At 42.2% G+C, this 21,353-nt stretch carries 19 protein-coding genes and 1 other annotated feature; of the genes, 13 read left to right on the forward strand and 6 right to left on the reverse strand.

The annotated features are described in order from the left end of the window. The first annotated feature begins 168 nt into the window (after positions 1–168). Entirely contained in the window at positions 169–1,728 is a 1,560-nt protein-coding gene (gshA, locus tag AACS90_RS00430) for a glutamate--cysteine ligase (RefSeq protein WP_099119908.1), read from the forward strand. Positions 1,729–1,903: 175 nt separating this feature from the next. Beyond that, positions 1,904–2,419: an S-ribosylhomocysteine lyase gene (gene luxS / locus AACS90_RS00435; RefSeq protein ID WP_099119909.1), complete on the forward strand. Its 516-nt coding sequence runs from the start codon at positions 1,904–1,906 to the stop codon at positions 2,417–2,419. 87 nt (positions 2,420–2,506) lie between these two features. Here luxS and AACS90_RS00440 read toward each other — a convergent pair whose 3' ends face one another. Continuing rightward, complete coding sequence (locus AACS90_RS00440) at positions 2,507–3,802, reverse strand: HlyC/CorC family transporter (RefSeq protein ID WP_153043624.1); 1,296 nt, start codon at positions 3,800–3,802, stop codon at positions 2,507–2,509. Positions 3,803–3,844: 42 nt separating this feature from the next. Then, positions 3,845–4,636: a cytochrome C assembly family protein gene (locus tag AACS90_RS00445; protein ID WP_099119910.1), complete on the reverse strand. Its 792-nt coding sequence runs from the start codon at positions 4,634–4,636 to the stop codon at positions 3,845–3,847. 188 nt (positions 4,637–4,824) lie between these two features. On the opposite strand from AACS90_RS00445, the gene ffh reads away from it, so the two are divergent. The 6 genes from ffh to AACS90_RS00475 all read left to right on the forward strand — a co-directional run bounded on the left by ffh (position 4,825) and on the right by AACS90_RS00475 (position 9,233). Then, positions 4,825–6,186 carry a signal recognition particle protein gene (gene ffh / locus AACS90_RS00450; protein ID WP_099119911.1) on the forward strand — a complete coding sequence of 454 codons (1,362 nt, stop codon included), beginning with the start codon at positions 4,825–4,827 and terminating at the stop codon, positions 6,184–6,186. A gap of 136 nt (positions 6,187–6,322) precedes the next feature. Beyond that, positions 6,323–6,571 (forward strand): 30S ribosomal protein S16, encoded by a 249-nt coding sequence (gene rpsP, locus AACS90_RS00455; RefSeq protein ID WP_010845359.1) that lies wholly within the window; start codon positions 6,323–6,325, stop codon positions 6,569–6,571. Between the two features lie 18 nt (positions 6,572–6,589). Beyond that, complete coding sequence (gene rimM, locus AACS90_RS00460) at positions 6,590–7,138, forward strand: ribosome maturation factor RimM (RefSeq protein WP_099119912.1); 549 nt, start codon at positions 6,590–6,592, stop codon at positions 7,136–7,138. Between the two features lie 34 nt (positions 7,139–7,172). Beyond that, on the forward strand, positions 7,173–7,925 hold the full coding sequence (gene trmD, locus AACS90_RS00465; protein WP_099110744.1) for a tRNA (guanosine(37)-N1)-methyltransferase TrmD: 753 nt from the start codon (positions 7,173–7,175) through the stop codon (positions 7,923–7,925). A gap of 64 nt (positions 7,926–7,989) precedes the next feature. Then, the gene (gene rplS, locus AACS90_RS00470; protein WP_099110743.1) at positions 7,990–8,343 is read left to right on the forward strand and encodes a 50S ribosomal protein L19; all 354 of its coding nucleotides are present in this window, start codon (positions 7,990–7,992) and stop codon (positions 8,341–8,343) included. A gap of 200 nt (positions 8,344–8,543) precedes the next feature. Further along, positions 8,544–9,233: a hypothetical protein gene (locus tag AACS90_RS00475; protein ID WP_153043625.1), complete on the forward strand. Its 690-nt coding sequence runs from the start codon at positions 8,544–8,546 to the stop codon at positions 9,231–9,233. Positions 9,234–9,311: 78 nt separating this feature from the next. Here the strand turns inward: AACS90_RS00475 and AACS90_RS00480 are convergent, their stop codons facing one another. Beyond that, entirely contained in the window at positions 9,312–10,655 is a 1,344-nt protein-coding gene (locus AACS90_RS00480) for an anaerobic C4-dicarboxylate transporter (protein WP_099119914.1), read from the reverse strand. Positions 10,656–11,149: 494 nt separating this feature from the next. Between AACS90_RS00480 and AACS90_RS00485 the strand changes: the two genes are divergently transcribed. Both AACS90_RS00485 and tyrA read left to right on the forward strand, forming a co-directional pair. Continuing rightward, complete coding sequence (locus tag AACS90_RS00485; protein ID WP_099119915.1) at positions 11,150–12,244, forward strand: 3-deoxy-7-phosphoheptulonate synthase; 1,095 nt, start codon at positions 11,150–11,152, stop codon at positions 12,242–12,244. A gap of 5 nt (positions 12,245–12,249) precedes the next feature. Then, positions 12,250–13,371, forward strand: coding sequence for a bifunctional chorismate mutase/prephenate dehydrogenase (gene tyrA, locus AACS90_RS00490; RefSeq protein ID WP_099119916.1), 1,122 nt, complete (start codon positions 12,250–12,252; stop codon positions 13,369–13,371). 52 nt (positions 13,372–13,423) lie between these two features. Here the strand turns inward: tyrA and pheA are convergent, their stop codons facing one another. The 3 genes from pheA to bamD all read right to left on the reverse strand — a co-directional run bounded on the left by pheA (position 13,424) and on the right by bamD (position 16,459). Next, positions 13,424–14,578: a bifunctional chorismate mutase/prephenate dehydratase gene (pheA, locus tag AACS90_RS00495; RefSeq protein WP_099119917.1), complete on the reverse strand. Its 1,155-nt coding sequence runs from the start codon at positions 14,576–14,578 to the stop codon at positions 13,424–13,426. Between the two features lie 228 nt (positions 14,579–14,806). After that, positions 14,807–14,930, reverse strand: a sequence feature (Phe leader region). A 146-nt stretch (positions 14,931–15,076) separates the two neighbouring features. Beyond that, on the reverse strand, positions 15,077–15,409 hold the full coding sequence (gene raiA, locus AACS90_RS00500) for a ribosome-associated translation inhibitor RaiA (RefSeq protein ID WP_099110738.1): 333 nt from the start codon (positions 15,407–15,409) through the stop codon (positions 15,077–15,079). A 327-nt stretch (positions 15,410–15,736) separates the two neighbouring features. Then, the gene (bamD, locus tag AACS90_RS00505; protein ID WP_193757107.1) at positions 15,737–16,459 is read right to left on the reverse strand and encodes an outer membrane protein assembly factor BamD; all 723 of its coding nucleotides are present in this window, start codon (positions 16,457–16,459) and stop codon (positions 15,737–15,739) included. 146 nt (positions 16,460–16,605) lie between these two features. On the opposite strand from bamD, the gene rluD reads away from it, so the two are divergent. The 3 genes from rluD to clpB all read left to right on the forward strand — a co-directional run bounded on the left by rluD (position 16,606) and on the right by clpB (position 21,020). Further along, positions 16,606–17,583: a 23S rRNA pseudouridine(1911/1915/1917) synthase RluD gene (rluD, locus tag AACS90_RS00510; RefSeq protein ID WP_099119919.1), complete on the forward strand. Its 978-nt coding sequence runs from the start codon at positions 16,606–16,608 to the stop codon at positions 17,581–17,583. A 4-nt stretch (positions 17,584–17,587) separates the two neighbouring features. Further along, positions 17,588–18,319 (forward strand): purine nucleoside phosphorylase YfiH, encoded by a 732-nt coding sequence (yfiH, locus tag AACS90_RS00515; RefSeq protein WP_099119920.1) that lies wholly within the window; start codon positions 17,588–17,590, stop codon positions 18,317–18,319. A gap of 127 nt (positions 18,320–18,446) precedes the next feature. Continuing rightward, positions 18,447–21,020: an ATP-dependent chaperone ClpB gene (clpB, locus tag AACS90_RS00520; RefSeq protein WP_099119921.1), complete on the forward strand. Its 2,574-nt coding sequence runs from the start codon at positions 18,447–18,449 to the stop codon at positions 21,018–21,020. Positions 21,021–21,353: the final 333 nt, after the last annotated feature.

Here is a 21,353-nt window from a genome sequence, read left to right on the forward strand (position 1 = left end):
GGGGGTTTTTCGTTTTGTTTTTTATACATTATATTTATTTTACCATTTAGTATTTGTGTTTTGTTCAATAACATATTTTCATCGCTATGTAGTCAGCGACAATTTGGCTTGTTTGATATAAAGTAAGTGCTCAATAATCATCTTATTAAAACTCCACGGGAGGTCAAATTGATCCCGGATGTATCAAAAGCATTGTCATGGTTAGAGGCAAATCCGGCCGTGTTAGATGGCATTTGTCGCGGTATTGAACGTGAAACATTGCGTGTTACTCCAGACGGTCATTTAGCTATGACAAAGCATCCAGAATCGCTAGGTGCTTCTTTAACACATAAATGGATTACAACTGATTTTGCTGAATCTTTGTTGGAGTTTATCACCCCTGTTGATAGTGATATAAAAAGAACTATAGATTTTCTTAAAGACTTACACCGATACACTGCTAAGAATCTGGTTAATGAAAAAAACTGGCCTTTAAGTATGCCATGCTTCATTGGTAAGGAAGATGACATTACGCTGGCACAGTATGGTCAATCCAATATCGGACGTTTTAAGACCCTGTATAGGGAGGGGTTGAAAAATCGTTATGGCGCATTGATGCAGACTATCTCTGGCGTGCACTATAATTTTTCACTACCAATCAGCTTCTGGCAGGCATGGTTAGGTGTAAAAGATGCAGAAAGTGGTAAAGAGCAAATTTCAGCAGGATATTTTAAACTGATCCGCAATTACTATCGGTTCGGTTGGGTAATCCCATACCTGTTTGGTGCATCACCGGCAATTTGTTCCTCGTTTTTACGCGGGAGAGATACTGCGTTATCCTTTGAGCAGACTGAAAAAGGAACTTGTTATTTACCTTATGCGACTTCTTTGAGAATGAGTGACTTAGGGTATACCAACAAATCGCAGAGTGACTTGAATATTACTTTTAATAGCCTTCATACATATGTAGAAGGTCTTAAAAAAGCAATTCACAAGCCGTCGGATGAGTTCGCAGCACTGGGAATTAAAAAAGACGGTAAGTATCTACAGCTGAATACGAATGTTCTTCAGATAGAGAATGAACTATATGCACCTATACGTCCTAAACGAGTTGTTGAAGAAGGAGAAACGCCTTCTGATGCTTTACTTCGTGGAGGGGTGGAATATATTGAAGTTCGTTCTCTAGATATCAATCCATTCACATCGATCGGCGTCGATGAAACTCAGATCCGTTTTCTGGATTTATTTCTGATATGGTGTGCAGTGGCTGATTCGCCTGAAATGAGCAGTGAAGAATTGGATTGTTGCCGTAAAAACTGGAATAAAGTGATCCTTGAAGGGCGTAGACCGGATCTTCATGTTGGTATCGGTCATGGAATTGAACTGCAACCGCTCAAGGTAGTCGGTCTGGAATTATTTGCAGATCTGGAACGTGTTGCTGAGGTCTTGGATAGTTGCTCCGGGTCACAATATCAGTCGGTCTGTAAGGAACTGGTTGGTATGTTTGAAGATCCATCGCTGACATTTTCTGCACGTGTATTAGAACGGATGAAAACTCAGGGGATTGATGGTTTTGGGCTGGAACTGGCTAATAAATATTATCTGGAACTAGTCAATGAGCCGTATAGTATACTCAATGATGACCATTTTTCTACGGAACGTGAAGCTTCAGTAGAACGACAACGTAATTTGGAACAGCAAGACAACATGAGTTTTGATGATTATCTAAAATTACATGCAGGGTCTTAAAAAATAAAAATGGCCACCGAGTGGTGGCCGAATTAAAAAAAGTCTCTTAGAAAAATAAGGATGATAACAATTTTGCGCGTCTTCATTAATTAAGACCTGCTGTAATTAAAAAGGTTTCATTTATCTGAAAAAATTTTTTTCGTAAAAAAATCTGATGTCTGAGGAGATTAAGATCATGCCTTTATTGGACAGTTTTACCGTTGACCATACGCGTATGTCTGCACCAGCCGTTAGAGTTGCCAAGATGATGAAAACACCTCACGGTGATACTATCACAGTATTTGACCTACGTTTTTGTATTCCTAACAAAGAAGTCATGCCAGAAAAAGGCATTCACACACTTGAACACTTGTTTGCCGGTTTTATGCGCAACCACCTGAATGGCGCTGGAGTTGAAATTATCGATATTTCTCCAATGGGGTGTCGTACCGGTTTTTACATGAGCTTAATTGGTGCTCCAGATGAATCGAGAGTCGCTGAAGCATGGAAAGGTGCGATGGCCGATGTACTGAAAGTCCAGGATCAGAAACAAATTCCTGAATTGAATGTTTACCAGTGTGGTACTTATGAAATGCATTCTTTGCAGGAAGCACAGGATATTGCCCGCCACATTCTGAATGCAGATGTTCGTGTTAATAAAAATGATGAACTGGCTTTACCGGAAGAAAAACTGGTTGAACTGCAAGTGTAGTATGAGTTGAATTAAGCTGAATATAGTAAGATTTGTTATTCTGGCCGTAAAGACACTGTTCTACGGCCAGATTTGATATGTTATCAATCAGCTACTGGCTTTAGTATTTTTAGCAGCTCCCTGCTTCATCGGTGTTACACGTACTTTTTTGATAACATTGTCATTGACAGAAAGAATTTCAAAATTGTAATCGTTGATCTGCACTTGAACATTCAACTCCGGAATTTCGCCTAACTCTTCCAGAATCATACCGTTCATTGTGCGTGGTCCGTCAGCCGGCAGTGTCCAGTCAAATGCTTTATTTAATTCACGGATATTGGCTGTACCGTCAACCAGAACCGTGCCATCACTTTGAGGTAAGACTTCTTCTGCCAGAGAAGGAGACATCGAAGTGGTAAAATCGCCAACGATTTCTTCCAGAATGTCTTCTACAGTCACTAGCCCTTGAATGTCCCCATACTCATCAACAGCCAGACTCGCTTTTTGCTTATTACGCTGGAAGTTAACCAACTGAGCATTTAATGGTGTACTGACAGGAATGAAATAAATTTTATCCGCAGCTCTGATCAGATTTTTTTTCGTAAATTCTTTTTTCTCCATCATGAGACGGTAGGCTTCACGTACACGCAGCATGCCAATGGCATCATCCAGCGAATTCCGGTACAACACAATTCTGCCATGTGGCGAATGCGTCAACTGACGTATAACGGATTTCCAGTCATCATTAATATCAATACCGACAATTTCATTACGGGGAACCATTATGTCACCAACAGTGACTTTCTCAAGATCCAGTATCGAGATCAGCATATCCTGATTACGGCGTGAGAGGTTGGTGTTTGATTCATTAACAATCGTTCTCAGTTCATCTTTACTGACTGAATCATTGCGGATGCCAGAAACTTTGATCCCCAGACAGCGCATAAACAGTAAAGTAATCTTATTAAATGCCCACACAATCGGCAGCATGATTTTCTGTAGTGGGCGCAGTAATAAACTGCTTGGAAAGGCAACTTTTTCCGGGTATAGCGCTGCGATAGTTTTAGGCATAACTTCCGCGAAAACCAGAATCACAAAAGTCAGTATCCCGGTTGCGATCGCAACTCCGGCATCACCATAAAGACGCATACCCACAATGGTAGCCAGTGAGGATGCCAGAATATTGACAAGGTTATTACCGATCAGGATCAGGCTGATGAGCCTGTCAGGGTGGCGGAGCAGCGATTCCACTCTCCGTGCAGGATTGCTACCTTGTTTAGCTAAATGACGTAAGCGATAACGGTTTATTGTCATCATGCCGGTTTCTGAGGCAGAAAAGTAGGCAGAAATGATAACCATGATGACAAGAACAATAATTAATGTGCCTGTTGAGACATGCTCCAAAGCAGAGTTCCTTCCTAATGTTTATATAAGCTGGCAGCGGGTTTAATAAGTCATGAATTGTTGCAATAACCTGCTACCAAAAAAAGCAAGTGTCAGGATAAATGCACCAATCAAATTAAACCAAATAACACGTTTACCGCGCCATCCTTCACGATAATGTCCCCAAAGCAACATGATATAGATAAACCATGCGAGGAGGGACAAAACCGATTTATGGATATTTTCTTTATTGAAAACATTATCCATATACATGATGCCTGTACATAACGTCAATGTTAGTAAAACTACGCCAACCTGGATAATGTGAAACATTTTGCGTTCAATAGTCATTAATGGGGGCATTCCCGGCGAGAAAGTGAGCTTTTTCTTTTTCAGACGATTATCCAGCCAGCTAATCTGTAGCGCATAAAGTGCTGCAATCAGTAACGTGGCATACCCCAGTAATGCCAGTCCAATATGTATAAATAGGCCAATGCTTCCTTCAAGATGAGTAATGAATTCACCGGGTACCATGCTTGCCAGTATCAAATTTATCACGGCAAAGCTGTAAACAATCGGCAGTAAAAACCAGGCACGACCACGAAAGGCAACAATCGTCATGATGATACAGACCAGTAAGCTGACCATAGAACCTAAATTCAGCAAGGTCAGATTTTGGCCACTACTGACATGGAACACCTGATATTTTAGGGATATCCCATGATTGAAGAGAGCGACAATTGCGAAAAGCAGAGCCAGTTTTTGATAACTGTTTTGTTGCCGCAATAAGCCCGGCACAACGAGTGTCAGGCTAATGAGATAAGCAAGTGAGGCAATGATTGAAAATACTGGCATAAAGTTTTTCGTTTTCGCAATAGTATTAGAGTTAACTTAAAATTTAAGTATACCGTCAGCGAGGATAGCCTCCAACCGTTGTTAATCATACTTGGGAATCTCTTTGCAGAGATTACATAATCATCGTGTTATAATTCACTAAATTTGCCTTACAGGTAGACCCACTTGTAGATATCTGAGCTGAGACAATGTTTGATAATTTAACTGACAGACTATCGCGCACATTGCGCAATATCAGCGGTCGTGGACGGCTGACTGAAGACAATATTAAAGATACGCTGCGCGAAGTTCGCATGGCTTTACTTGAAGCAGATGTTGCGTTACCTGTAGTGCGTGATTTCATTTCAAGAGTCAAAGAAAGCGCGGTAGGGCATGAAGTTAACAAAAGTCTAACCCCCGGGCAGGAATTCGTCAAAATTGTTCAAAATGAACTGGTAAAGGCGATGGGAGAGGTGAACAGCGAATTGAATCTTGCTGTTCAGCCCCCGGCAGTCATTCTGATGGCGGGTTTGCAGGGTGCCGGTAAGACAACCAGCGTTGCAAAACTGGGTAAACTGCTGAAAGAAAAAAGTAAGAAAAAAGTACTGGTTGTTTCTGCTGACGTATATCGCCCGGCAGCGATCAAGCAGCTGGAAACGTTGTCAGAAACTGTTGGAATTGATTTTTTCCCGTCAGACCCACAAGAAAAACCGGTTGATATTGTTAATAAAGCCACCCAGCATGCCAAACTGAAATTCTATGATGTGCTTTTGGTCGATACAGCAGGGCGTCTGCATGTCGATGAAGCCATGATGGATGAAATTAAAGACGTTCATGCGGCAATCAAACCTATTGAAACCCTGTTCGTTGTCGATGCAATGACGGGGCAGGATGCTGCAAACACGGCCAAAGCATTTAATGAAGCGTTACCACTGACAGGGGTTGTACTGACTAAAGTCGATGGTGATGCTCGTGGCGGTGCTGCACTTTCTATCCGGCATATTACGGGTAAGCCAATTAAATTCCTTGGTGTTGGTGAAAAGACGGATGCTCTGGAACCTTTCCATCCTGACCGCATTGCATCGCGGATCTTAGGTATGGGGGATATGCTTTCTTTAATCGAAGAGATTGAAAGCAAAGTTGACCGGAGTCAGGCAGAAAAACTGGCATCAAAACTGAAAAAAGGTGATGGGTTTGATCTAACTGATTTTCTTGATCAGCTTAAGCAAATGCGCAACATGGGCGGTATGGCAAGTATGTTGAGCAAGATGCCGGGCATGTCTCAGGTTCCTGATGCTGTCAAATCTCAAATGGATGACAAAGTTCTGGTTAAGATGGAAGCCATCATCAATTCAATGACCCGCAAGGAACGTGAAAAACCAGAAATTATCAAAGGATCGCGCAAACGCCGTATTGCAATGGGTTCCGGTACCCAGGTGCAGGATGTTAACCGTTTACTGAAACAGTTTGATGAAATGCAGCGCATGATGAAAAAAATGAAGAAGGGTGGAATGGCAAAAATGATGCGGAGCATGAAAGGCATGCTGCCACCTGGTTTCATGGGGCGATAATCAACAAATTTCGAAAGAAAATGCTCTTTGGATTGCTTTTTGCGCCAAAGTGAGTAAAATTTTCGGGCTTTTTCATGGACAGCCGGACTCCGTTCCTCGATGGAGTCTGGTTGTTTTGATAACTAATGAGGATGTTATGGTAACAATTCGTTTAGCTCGTGGTGGCGCTAAAAAGCGTCCGTTTTATCAAGTAGTAGTGACCGACAGCCGCAATGCGCGTGATGGTCGCTTCATTGAGCGCGTTGGTTTCTTCAACCCTATCGCATCAGGGAATGCTGAAGCTCTGCGTTTAGATCTGGACCGTATCGAACATTGGGTTGGTCTGGGTGCATCTGTGTCTGATCGTGTTGCGGCACTGATCAAAGACGCTAAAAAAGCAGCTTAATCTGTCGCGGTGGTAACAATGAGCAAACAATCTGGCCTGGAGCACCCTGTTGATCCAATCGTGTTGGGGAAATTAGGGTCAGCGTACGGCATACGTGGTTGGCTCAGAGTTTTTTCCTCCACCGAACAAGCCGAAGACATCTTTGAATATCAACCGTGGTTTATTCAGCGTTCCGGTCAGTGGCAACACGTTGAGCTGGAAACATGGAAATATCACAATCAGGATTTGATCATCAAAATTAAAGGTGTTGATGATCGGGATGCCGCTAATCTGTTCACCAACAGTGAAATAGTGGTGGATTCATCCCAATTACCAGAACTGGAAGACGGTGATTATTACTGGAAAGACCTCACAGGTTGCCAGGTAATCAATACGGCGGGTTATAACCTTGGCATTGTCCAGGATATGATGGAAACCGGGTCTAACGATGTGATGGTAATCAAGGCAAACCTGAAAGATGCATTCGGTATCAAGGAGCGGTTGATTCCGTTTCTTGATGGGCAGGTTATCAAGAAAGTTGATCTCGCTACCAAAACTATTGAAGTAGATTGGGATCCTAGTTTTTAATCTCCGGTAAACCGGTTGAGAAGTGGGACGCTATATGTGGATTGGGGTAATTAGCCTGTTTCCTGAAATGTTCCGCGCAATAACCGATTACGGGGTAACTGGTCGGGCAGTGAAAAATGGCCTGCTCAGTATCGATTGCTGGAGTCCGCGGGATTTTACCTACGACAGGCATCGTACTGTGGATGATCGCCCTTATGGTGGTGGTCCTGGCATGCTGATGATGGTGCAACCATTACGGGAAGCCATTCAGGCAGCTAAAGCAGCGGCTGGTGTTGGTGCAAAGGTGATATATCTTTCACCTCAGGGACGTAAACTCGACCAACAGGGAGTTTGCGAACTGGCAGCAAATGAGAAATTAATTCTGGTTTGCGGTCGTTATGAAGGTATTGATGAGCGCGTTATCCAAACCGAAATTGACGAAGAATGGTCTATCGGGGATTACGTTCTCAGCGGGGGAGAACTTCCTGCTATGACAATGATTGATTCCATATCCCGGTTTATCCCAGGGGTGTTGGGGCGTCAGGCATCGGCAGAAGAGGACTCGTTTGCTGACGGGCTGTTGGATTGCCCGCATTATACCCGCCCTGAAGTGTTGGATGGGATGGAAGTCCCGGCAGTTTTACTGTCAGGAAATCATGCCCAAATTGATCGCTGGCGCTTGAAACAATCACTGGGTCGTACTTGGCTAAGAAGGCCCGAACTTCTAGAAAGCCTAGCTCTGACTGACGAGCAAAGGATGTTGCTGGCTGAATTCCAACAGGAATATCAGGATCAGGCAACGAATTAATCTAGACATGTCCAATAAAGGAATGTCTCTGATATATCAGTTTACCTAGGGTAAGAGAGTTATTATGAGCAACATTATTAAACAACTTGAACAAGAGCAGATGAAGCAAGACGTACCTTCATTCCGTCCGGGTGACACCGTGGAAGTTAAGGTATGGGTCGTTGAAGGTTCTAAAAAGCGTCTGCAGACATTCGAGGGCGTGGTTATCGCGATTCGTAACCGCGGTCTGCACTCTGCATTCACTGTTCGTAAGATTTCTAACGGCGAAGGCGTTGAGCGTGTATTCCAGACTCACTCCCCAGTCGTAGACAGCATCCATGTTAAACGTCGTGGTGCTGTTCGCAGAGCTAAACTGTACTACCTGCGTGAGCGTTCTGGTAAGGCAGCTCGTATTAAAGAGCGTCTGGGCGCTAAATAATACGCTTTTGCTACATCCGAAAGTTATAGGCCAGCAATTTGCTGGCCTTTTTAATAATATACTTATTACATAACGTTAATCGCCATCCAGCCCACAAATCACCATATTATAACCATTCTTCATACTCTTCCTTCTCCAGCTTAATTCACCGAATACTGTTACGAACAATTGTGTGTTTTTTAATTCATTAAAAATTATTAATGAATATCATTGATACATTTATTGTTAATGGAGAAAAGAAAATGGAGTCAGGAGTACCCAGCGAAAATATTCAAAATAATAATGAGCCCGTGAGACCTGTAAGTAACTGGCCTGTATGGGGTATTGTGGCTTTGCCTATCGTGGGTTCGATAGTAGAAGTGTTGGCTGATACAGAATTTGATTGGTGGATATATGCAGGGCTTAATATTTCTCTTTGGCTTGCAGATGATATTTTACTGAAGAGTCAAAATCGGAAAATACCAAAAGGTTTTTTATATTTTATTCTTTTAACGCCATTATATTTATGGAAAAGAGCAACATTTCTAAAGACCGATAAAGGTTATTTTATTGGATGGTTACTCACATTTGTATTATCAATCATTATTTCTTTCAAACATGTTTCTAGCCAAATGGTGGCTGAAACAGCATGTTCTGTTGTTACTGATATTTATAGCCAAGAGTATAATAATAATGCGATGCAGTTACATTTGTATAATATGCTTCGTGAACCGAATAACTTTCATTACATGAATAACGTCAATAACATTAAATGTCAAAATGTTAATATTGATGAGAAACTATCTGATGGAGTTTATAATGCGCACGCAATGCTCAATAATGGAGATTCAGTAAATATACATATCGAAGTAAAATCTGATGAAGTTCATGTAAAGATTTTGGATAAGTAGAAAAGGTTAAGAACTTTATCAAAAATAACACCGTCTACTGCTAAATATTTTTAGTAAACGGTGTTACTTGTTGTGAAATCACATAAAAGTGCTGACTAAAACATACCCTACCGTACAGGCACTACTAACACCAATCAGGCCCGGCACAAGAAAGCTATGGTTGATGATAAATTTCCCGATTTTTGTTGTACCTGAGCGGTCAAAACCGATGCAGGCCAAATCACTTGGATAGGTAGGCAAAACAAAATAACCATAAGCCGCCGGGAAGAAGGCAATCAAAAGTTTAGGGTCAACACCAAGCTGTAATCCCATTGGAGCAATTGCGGTCAAAGCTGCGGCCTGGCTGTTAACTAATTTTGACACCAGAAACAGCACTAATGCATAAGTCCAGGGTTTTGCCTGAACAATATCTTCCAATACCAGTTTCAAATCACCTAAATGTGCATGAAAGAAGGTATCACTCATCCATGCAACACCAAAAACAGAAAAGATAGCAACCATTCCGGCTTTGAATACGGCACTATTAGCTATTTCGCTGGTTTTGACTTTACAGGTCATCAAAATGATTGAACCCGCGATCAGCATCATCATCTGGATAACCAGATTCATAGAGAGTGGCTTTAATTCCCCTTTTACTTCAAAAACAGGACGTAATTCAGTACATGCACCGAACATCACCACGACTGCAATGGCAGCGAAAAAGATCCAGGTGGCTCTGTATGCCTGTTTAGGAAAGACCTGATCTAACAGAGTTTCTGAATTACCGTAGATAAATTCTCGTTGTTTAGGATCTTTAATTTTTTCCTGAAATTCTTCGTCTTTATCTAAGTCCTTGCCTCGACGTAAACTCCATAATGCAGCAAGTACAACCCCGGTCAGTGATGCAGGAATTGAAATGGTCAGGATTTCTAAGATCCCGTAGGCATGGCCGATACCATGACTGGCCGCGATAATTGATACTAAAGAAACGACGGCAACAGAAACAGGAGAGGCTGTAATTGCCATTTGTGAGGCAACAGATGCGACTGCCATCGGACGTTCAGGGCGAATGCCTTTTTTTAAGGCGATATCACCGATGATAGGGAACATGGTATAAACCACATGGCCTGTGCCACAAAGGAAAGTTAACATCCATGTAGTGAGTGGCGCTAAAATAGTAATGTGTTGTGGATGGCGGCGTAGAAGGCGTTCAGCACACTGCATCATCACATTCAGGCCACCTGCAGTTTGTAAAACAGATGCGCAGCCGATCACTGCAAGAATAGTTAGCATTACATCAACTGGTGGCTTACCTGGCTCTAATCCAAAAATAAATGTCAGTATAAAAAGCCCGATGCCACTGATCAGCCCCAATCCCATGCCCGCATAACGCGTACCTATCAATAAGCATATAATTATTATGGCAAATTGCAGCGTTATCATATCTATCCTTAATGAATGAGTAAAAAATGAACGTTGATAACCCACTTCTTTTAGACAGAGTTATTCAACCATTCTTCATAAATGTTTTTTTATAGTTTCTAATTAACATTAAAAACACATGTTAATATTATTAAAATAAAAATATAAAAACGGGATTAAGATCTTGTTTTTATCAACTGATTTTTAAAGGTAATTAACTTTTTTATAAATAATTAATCAATGGTTAATAAAATATTGCTATTGGAGGTTTAATTGTTAAATATATTATTCAGTCATTAACGTTCAGTCTGTTTAATATATTTCTATTGATAATTAGAATATATGTGAATTATTTATGCATTGATTAATATCAATTACCAGGAAGGTTTGATGTAAAGTAAAATTTACACTTTCGTAAAAAAATATAAACAATCGGATTGTATTCTTTACGGAGCATGGTATGTTATTCGGCAGATGCTAAAAACTTAAACAGACAAATAAAGCAGGTATGAAAAATGATCATGCAAAAAGATGCGCTTAATAACATTCACATTCTCGATGAACAAGTTCTGATTACACCGGAAGAGCTGAAACTAAAATATCCATTGAGTAGCAGTGACTTGAATGCGATTACAAACGCGCGTAATACTATTGCAGATATCATCCATCATGATGATCCCCGTTTGTTGGTAGTATGTGGTCCATGTTCTATTCATGATGTGGATGCCGCTCTTGATTATGCCCAACGCCTGAAATCACTTTCTGCCGAACTGAGCGATTGTCTGTATATTGTTATGCGTGTCTATTTCGAAAAACCTCGTACTACTGTTGGCTGGAAAGGCTTGATCAGTGATCCTTATATGGATGGGTCGTTTGATATGGATGGCGGATTACATATTGCCCGTCGTTTATTACTGAATCTGGTAGAAATGGGTTTGCCACTGGCAAATGAAGCACTTGACCCTAACAACCCTCAATATTTGGGCGATCTTTTTAGTTGGTCAGCGATTGGAGCAAGAACGACTGAGTCTCAGACTCACCGTGAGATGGCTTCAGGCTTATCAGTATCAGTTGGTTTTAAAAATGGTACGGATGGTAATCTAAATACAGCGATTAATGCGATGAAAGCTGCCTCAATGCCACATCGCTTTATGGGAATAAATCAGTCTGGTCAGGTGTGCCTGCTGCAAACCCGGGGTAATCCAAACGGCCATATAATATTACGTGGTGGAGCGGAGCCTAATTATAGTGCTGAGCATGTGCGTGACTGTGAAAATCAGATGGTTAAGGCAGGTTTAGTCCCATCACTGATGATTGATTGTAGTCACGGTAACTCTAATAAAGATTTTCGCCGTCAAAGTGTTGTTGTGGATTCTGTCGCTGAGCAAATTATGCAAGGGAATCAATCCATCATTGGTATCATGTTAGAAAGTCATATTAATGAAGGAAACCAGTCTTCCGAGCTAACCCGTTCTGAAATGCAATATGGTGTTTCTGTCACTGATGCTTGTATTAGCTGGGAAACGACGGAGCAGGTATTAAGAAAATTACATCAGCAAATCAAGCCGCACTTATCAAAACGAAACATAACGATGAAACAGGCAGGGTAATTGACATGGCAGCAGAATTATCGCAATTGCGGGAAAAAATTGATGAGGTAGACAAAGCTCTGCTCAATTTACTTTCCAGACGAATGGATTTGGTTGCTGAAGTCGGTGAGGTGAAGAGTCAGCTTGGTTTACCGATTTATGCACCCGAAAGGGAGGCCAGTATGCTGGCTTCTCGCCGCCAGGAGGCAGAAATACTGGGGATTTCTCCGGATTTAATTGAAGATATTCTGCGCCGTATTATGCGTGAGTCTTATGCCAGTGAAAATGATAAAGGCTTCAAAAAGCTCAATGCTGATATAGGACCTATTGTCATTGTTGGTGGTTCTGGAAAAATGGGCCGGTTATTTAGCAGATTGTTGACTTTATCAGATTACGAAGTCAGGGTCCTTGAGGCGAATGACTGGGAACAGGCTGAAACTATTTTAGCTGGTGCTGGTATGGTCATTATCAGCGTACCTATCCATTTAACTGAAGATATTATCCACCGTTTACCCCCTTTGCCTGAAGAGTGCATTCTGGTGGATTTGGCTTCTATCAAACAAAAGCCACTTCAGGCTATGCTTGATGTACACAAAGGGCCTGTTCTGGGATTACACCCGATGTTTGGGCCGGACGTGGGGAGTTTTGCTAAGCAAGTAGTTGTTTTTTGTGATGGCCGACAGCCCGAATCATACCAGTGGTTTCTGGAACAAATATCAGTCTGGGGCGCTCGACTACATAAAATCGATGCAGAGCAACATGATAAAAATATGAGTTTTATTCAGGCACTACGTCATTTCACCACTTTTTCTTATGGACGGCATCTGTTAAAAGAAGATATCGACCTACAGCAACTATTAGCGCTGTCTTCACCCATTTATCGTCTGGAACTGGCTATGGTTGGCCGATTATTTGCTCAGGACCCACAATTGTATGCAGATATTATTATGTCCAGTCCTGAAAATCTCGAACTGATTCGTCGTTATCATCAGAGCTTCGGTCAGGCTTTGGCGCTTTTGGAAAATCAGGATAAAAAAGCATTTATTGCAAGCTTTAATCAAGTGAGCGAATGGTTTGGTGATGAGGCAAACCGGTTTATGAAAGAGAGCCGGGCACTCTTACAGCAGGCTAATGATAATCGAGTATAAGTGAATCGGTTGCTATGAAGGAAAAGCCGGATGTTGCCATCCGGTTTACTATTCAGAATGGATCGGCCGAGGGGACATTTTCTGAGGGATAACATCCTAATATTTTCAAAAAGTGGGTGATTCCAGACAATTCCTTAAGAGCCTGTTGCATTTTCATGGAACGAATATTGGCCTGAACATCAATATAAAACATCTCTTCCCATGGCTTACCGTTTATCGGGCGTGATTCCAGTTTGCTCATAATAATATTGTGCTTTTTTAAGATAATGAGTGCGTCAACCAGAGCGCCGGCCTGCTGTCCCGTGGACATAATAAAAGTCGTTTTTGCCGGAACCTGATCTGATACTTCAATCGGTTTCTGGGCGACAACAATAAAACGGGTGCTATTATTTTGTTGGTTTGCCAGATTATTTTCTAAAACCTTCAGTCCATAAAGTGCGCCTCCGGCTTCACTTCCTAATACCGCCACATCCGGTGAATCTATTTCAGTTACCTTTTGCATGGCAACGGCAGTACTTTCACAATAGATGATATTCCAGTGCGGGAACTGATTAAGATATTGGCTGCATTGCTGGAATGGCTGAGGGTGACTGTAGACTGTTTTTATCTTAGAAATATCACTCTCTTTGCTAACCAATAAGCAGTGATTGATCGGCAGAGTAATTTCTCCTACCAAAGATAATGGAGTGTGCTGCAACAGGTCATAAACATCATTTATTGCTCCGGAACTGGTATTTTCCAGTGGCAGGATACCGTAATCAGCCTGACCAATTTCCACTAATGAAAAGATATCAGGAAATTTATGACAGCTACATTCAATTAACTGATTGAAATGTCGTGCCGAAAACTGGCGGGCTGCAAGATGAGAATAAGAACCTTTTGGGCCAAGAAAGGCAATTCGTGCCGTATCATAAGGTGTCTGGTTCAGATGTTGCTGTAGCAGGGCTTGCTGTGTCAGTACTGAATCTTCAATGATCATTTGGAACAGGCGGGTAATGTAAAACCCATCCAACCCACGAGATTTACCTTTATCAATTAACACATCCAGTAATTCTCGTTCCCGATTTTTATCCCGTATCGGGCGATTATCATGAAGTTTTGTCTGTGCAACATCACAGGCTAATTGCCGGCGTTGTGCTAGAAGATCCAGTAAATCAGCATCAATGCTGCTGATTTTTTTACGAATGTTAATTAAATCTCGTTCCATAGTACATTCCTGACATTTTTATTATAAAAGTAATTTGTATCTTTCAAATTGCAACCCGTAATCTAGCGGGGCTATACACTTCGTCTTTCAAGTTGCCTCTTTGTTGGCTGCGCTCGCTCACCCCAGTCACCGTTTTTATAAACATAAGGTTATCTATGCTCCTGAGGATGAACTCTCTTGCCGCCGTGACGCATCTTGAAATCCATTGTGTATATAAATTATGGTCTGTAAAAAAAAACCTCCCGTTGGTAGGGAGGTTTTCTGGTTCGTCTTCTTTTTATCTTTTAAAAACGAGAAACCTCCTCATAGGAAGGTAAAAAAGAAAAAGAAGAAAAACAGTTTAATATTCATGTCATTTATATCTTAATTTTTGCAGAATCAAATAGTGTACTTTAATTAACCTATTTACTCAGGTATGTCAATAGATGGGGAAAAGGGATACAGGAATAAAAGAACAATAAAACGCGCCCATTGAGCGCGTTGAGAAAACAAAACAGGTTATATTTCCAGATTAAGATTGGATTCTTTCACACTATGCTCTGCTCTGCGGGCTTCTCCTTTATGCTGAACTTTATTAAGTTGGCGTTCTAATTTCATCAGCAATTCATTGATAGCAGCATACATATCTTCATGTTTGGCACTTGCAACCAGCGTAGCATTTGGCGTGCCAATCGTGGCATCGACCAAAAATCCTTGTGGCTCTTTTGAAAGTACAATATGTGGATTGATTAGATTGACTTGCCATTTGTTCAACTTATTTAGACGGTCTTCCACATGACTACGAATCGCGGGGGTAATTTCCATTTGTTTGCTGGTTATGTTTACTAACATATAGTTACCTCTTTCTTCTGTTGCTCCGTCTTTGATGGCTCCAGCATAACTCGCTTTTGGAGAAAAAGAATGATCTAAATCACTTTTATTCGGGGATGCTGACGTGGATAAGCGAAATTGTGATTAATGATGAAGATATGGACAATATTTGTTGCTAAGAGAGAAGTAATGCGTCATTATCGATCAGTTATGGTATTATCAACTTAAGAAATAATTCTGGAATTTAAATAGATTTCTGTCCGGTTATAATGTTCTCCCCTAAAAAAATAGCAGCCACATAGCTGCTATTTTTATGACGTTCTTTTGAAACGATGTGCTTTCGAAATTCTAGACTGGATTGGCAGCAATTAATGCCGCAACTTTATGTGATTCGGTTTCAAGCCCCAGAGCTTTGTATGCCTTTTCCATATAAGGCAGCGCTTCTCTGGTTGATTGGGTATCCGGATAATTCTGTAGCATTTGCTCTGTACGGTTGACGACTGCGACGTAAGCGCCACGTTTAGTGTAATATTGAACAACGGCAAGCTCATGTTTAGCTAAACGATCTTTCAGAAAGACTAAACGTTTGTAGGCATCGGCTACATACTGGCTGTTAGGGTAATACCGTACCAATTGACTGAAATCGCGGAATGCGGCACGGGCATTTTCAGGATCACGGTCTGAGCGGTCAAGGCCCAAAAAGTCCTGCAGAAGGTTATCATCCATCGCCTGTAATACCAGACCACGCATATACATTACATAGTCAATATGCGGGTGGGTTGGGTTCAGGCGCATGAAACGTTCAATGGATGCAAGAGCGAGAGGAAATTCTGCTGACTTATAATAAGCATAAATTAAATCCAGCTGAACCTGCTGAGAATAGGGGCCGAAAGGATAACGGTTATCCAGGGATTCCAATTGCTTGATAGCCGCTTTATAGTTACCGTCTTGCAGTTTTTCCTGCCCGTTTGAATAAATTTGAGATGGCGGGATATCAGGAACAGCCTCTTTATTGCTGGAGCACCCAGATAAAACCAGGCTCAATGTGGTCGCTGCCACCAGATATTTCATGCGAATCATCACGTGTTGATTACCCTCTGATTGTTTTCTGGGAGACTATCCGCGAAGCTCCCGGCGAAAGATAGAGTACAATAGCACACTATTTTAAATGAAACGGCCTCGCCGTCAAAACTCAACGTAAAATATAGAAGTTATATATGGCACAACAAATACGACTTAATACGACAGTCGCTGAATCTCAGCTCGGTCAGCGTTTAGATCAAGCTTTGGCTGAATTGTTACCTGATTATTCCCGCTCACGTATAAAAGAGTGGATCTTGAATGATAAAGTTCAGGTTAATGGCAAAATAATTAATAAGCCAAAGGAAAAAGTACTGGGCGGAGAAGAAATTTCTATTGATGCTATCATTGAAGAAGATGCCCGTTGGGAACCGCAGGATATAGAACTGAACGTTGTCTATGAAGATGACGATATTCTGGTTATTAATAAACCCCGTGATTTAGTTGTACATCCGGGAGCCGGAAACCCTGATGGCACGATACTGAATGCTCTGCTATATCGTTATCCGGAGATTGCAGATGTTCCCCGGGCAGGCATTGTTCATCGTCTTGATAAGGATACGACAGGCCTGATGGTAGTTGCAAAAACAGTTCCGGCACAGACTCGTCTGGTCGAATCCCTGCAATTACGTGAAATTACCCGTGAATATGAAGCCATTGCGCTGGGGCATATGACAGCAGGTGGGATCGTAGAAGAACCGATATCTCGCCATCCGACAAAGCGGACACATATGGCTGTTCATCCGATGGGTAAACCTGCAGTGACTCACTATCGGGTTATGGAACATTTCCGGGCACATACCCGTCTTCGTTTACGTCTGGAGACGGGCAGAACACACCAAATTCGTGTGCATATGTCACATATTAAACATCCATTGGTTGGAGATCAGCTTTACGGTGGTCGTCCTCGTCCTCTGAAAGGAGCTTCTGAGGAATTTCGCGAAGTGATGCGCAACTTTGACCGTCAGGCGTTGCACGCGACTATGCTGCGTCTTTATCATCCGATCACAGGTATTGAGATGGAATGGCACGCGCCATTACCTGACGATATGGTGAAGCTGATTGATGTGATGAAAGCGGATGCTGAAATTTTTAAAGATGAAATGGATTGGTAGTTAAATGACACCACTGATTTTTCCTGACTGGCCACAGCCTAAGGGTGTTGGCGCGTGTAGTACGACCCGGGCGGGGGGGATGAGTCTCCCTCCCTATGAGAGCCTGAATTTAGGCCTTCACGTTGGCGATGATCCTCTATACGTGGAGCGAAACCGTGAACGGTTGATGGAATATGCACGATTGCCACATCAGCCTGTCTGGTTGGAACAAGTACATGGAACACGGGTTATCAGGCTAGAAGGGCAGTCAGTGGAAAATAATCAGGCTGATGCAGTTTATACCAATCAAGTTGGGCAGGTATGTGCTGTAATGACAGCAGATTGCCTGCCTGTACTTTTTTGTTCCGTCGAAGGTGATGAAGTCGCAGCAGCTCATGCGGGATGGCGTGGATTATGTGCCGGTGTGTTGGAAAATACGGTGGCTCAATTTACGACAAAACCCGATATGATTCAGGCATGGCTGGGGCCGGCTATTGGCCCTGAAAAGTTTGAGGTTGGGCGTGAGGTTATGGAAGCCTTTCTGGCAACAGATCCTAATCTGGAGCAGGCTTTTACACCTTATGGGATGAAATTTCTGGCAAATATCTATTTACTGGCTAGATTAAAGTTGAAGTCTATTGGGATAAAAAACGTTTTTGGAGGCGCGGCTTGCACGGTCTCAGAAGAAAAGACTTTTTTTTCTTATCGTCGTGATGGTGTTACCGGACGTATGGCAACTTTAATCTGGTTGAAATGATCTATCGCGCAGGGCGGTCTTTGGTGCATATCGCAGTTTCCAATTTACTTTTCAGAGAACCTTGAATATTTAAGGAATGACCTTATTTAATCTCCAGTAGCAAATTCTGACCAGTATTGGAGGTGTTATGCGTCTGGATCGTCTTACTAATAAATTCCAGCTTGCTCTCGCTGACGCCCAATCCTTCGCATTAGGGCGTGATAATCAATTCATCGAACCTATCCACTTGATGAGTGCGTTGCTCAGTCAAGAGGGTGGCTCTGTTCGTCCTTTATTAATGTCTGCCGGGATTGATACAGGAAACTTGCATGATCGACTGAATCTCGCTTTGGACAGACTACCAAAAGTAGAAGGGAGTGGCGGTGATGTACAGGTATCCAATGAATTAGGGCGTTATTTAAACCTGTGCGACAAACTTGCTCAGAAAGCAGGTGATAACTTTATTTCTTCTGAACTCTTTGTTCTGGCAGCACTGGAAGAACGTGGAACGTTAAGTGACATATTAAAAGCTGCGGGAGCAACAAAAGATAAAATCACTAAGGCAATAGAAATGATGCGCGGTGGTGAAAAAGTAAATGATCAGAGTGCCGAAGACCAACGTCAGGCACTAAAAAAGTACACAATAGATCTCACTGAACGAGCCGAACAAGGCAAACTTGATCCTGTAATTGGGCGTGATGAGGAAATTCGACGGACAATTCAGGTACTGCAACGCCGAACCAAGAACAATCCCGTTTTGATAGGTGAGCCGGGCGTTGGGAAAACAGCTATCGTCGAAGGGCTGGCACAGCGGATTGTTAATGGTGAAGTTCCTGAAGGGCTGAAAAACAAAAGAGTTCTGTCCCTTGATATGGGCGCATTATTGGCGGGAGCTAAATATCGGGGAGAATTTGAAGAGCGTCTGAAAGGCGTTTTGAACGATCTCTCCAAACAGGAAGGTTCGGTCATTCTGTTTATCGATGAATTACATACGATGGTAGGTGCCGGTAAGGCAGATGGTGCGATGGATGCTGGCAATATGCTGAAACCGGCACTAGCGCGTGGTGAGCTGCATTGTGTCGGTGCGACGACCTTAGACGAATATCGCCAGTATATTGAGAAAGATGCGGCGCTGGAGCGTCGTTTCCAGAAGGTTTATGTTGCTGAGCCTACCGTTGAGGATACTATTGCTATTCTACGCGGTCTTAAAGAACGCTATGAACTTCACCACCATGTTCAGATAACTGATCCGGCAATTGTGGCAGCGGCGACATTATCTCATCGTTATATTTCAGATCGCATGTTACCTGATAAAGCGATTGACTTGATTGACGAAGCCGGAGCCAGCCTGCGTATGCAGATGGATTCAAAACCAGAAGCGTTGGATCGTCTGGAACGCAGGATTATTCAGTTAAAACTCGAACAGCAGGCGCTAAAAAAAGAATCGGATGAAGCGAGTAAAAAGCGCCTTGATATGCTGAATGAAGAGCTGGTGGAAAAAGAGCGCGAATATTCTGAACTGGAAGAAGAGTGGAAAGCAGAAAAAGCTGAGCTTACTGGTACTCAAAACATCAAAGCTGAATTAGAAAATGCCCGTATAGAATTGGAAAAAGCCCGTCGCGTTGGTGACTTGGCTAGAATGTCTGAAATCCAGTACGGGAAAATTCCAGAATTGGAAAAACAGTTAGAAGTAGCAACAACAGCAGAAAATCACTCAATGAAACTGCTGCGTAACAAAGTGACTGATGCTGAAATTGCTGAAATCCTTGCTCGCTGGACAGGGATTCCAGTATCCAGAATGCTGGAAAGTGAAAAAGATAAACTATTGCGTATGGAGCATGAATTACATAAACGTGTAATTGGGCAAAATGAGGCTGTTGATGCAGTAGCAAACGCAATTCGCCGCAGTCGTGCTGGTTTATCGGATCCAAATCGTCCGATTGGCTCTTTCATGTTTTTAGGGCCGACAGGCGTTGGTAAAACGGAGCTGTGTAAAGCATTAGCCAATTTCCTGTTTGATAGTGACGATGCAATGGTACGTATCGACATGTCTGAATTTATGGAAAAACATTCTGTCTCCAGGCTGGTGGGAGCACCTCCCGGATATATTGGCTATGAGGAAGGCGGTTATCTGACAGAAGCAGTACGCCGTCGTCCTTATTCAGTCATCTTGCTTGATGAAGTTGAAAAAGCGCATCCGGATGTTTTCAATATATTGTTGCAAGTGTTGGATGATGGTCGTTTGACCGACGGTCAGGGAAGAACGGTTGATTTTCGTAATACTGTCGTAATTATGACATCTAATCTGGGTTCAGACATGATTCAGGAACGCTTTGGCGTACTGGATTATGCCGGAATGAAAGATATGGTGATGGAGATCGTGGGTCATCACTTCCGACCTGAATTTATTAACCGAATCGATGAAGTCGTGGTATTCCATCCATTAGGAAAAGAACATCTAAAATCCATTACGAGTATTCAATTGCAGCGTTTATATAAGCGTCTGGAAGAACGGGGCTATCAAGTTACCATGACATCGTCGGCATTAGAGAAACTGAGTGAAGCGGGTTTTGACCCTGTATATGGAGCACGTCCATTAAAACGGGCTATCCAACAAGAGATTGAAAACCCATTGGCTCAACAAATACTTTCTGGTGCACTGGTTCCCGGTAAGTTAGTGACATTAGATCTGGAAAACGACCACATTATTGCAAAACAATGATGTTTTTTGCTCAGTCTACTCAGTGGGGACTTATAGATAGCTATCTATATAGGCACTTATCGAGTGAAAATGTCACTAGGGCAATATAAAAGACATAATAAAGGTAAAAAAGAGGTGGAAAATCTACCTCTTTTTCTGTTTTTTAGATTAAAAAAAAGCCTGATAGGCTGTTTTTGTCTAATAACTGCTCGGTTGGAAGCTTTTTTTGAAATAGTTGTTGCCAGCGCCGGAAAACTCCCTATAATGCGCATCCGTTGTCACGACAAACACACAAACAAGTCGAGATGACAGGAGTTGAAAGCCGCGAAAATAAAGGCTTGACACTCTGAGAGG

Source organism: Xenorhabdus sp. KK7.4, from assembly GCF_963876465.1.
Taxonomy (GTDB): domain Bacteria; phylum Pseudomonadota; class Gammaproteobacteria; order Enterobacterales; family Enterobacteriaceae; genus Xenorhabdus; species Xenorhabdus stockiae.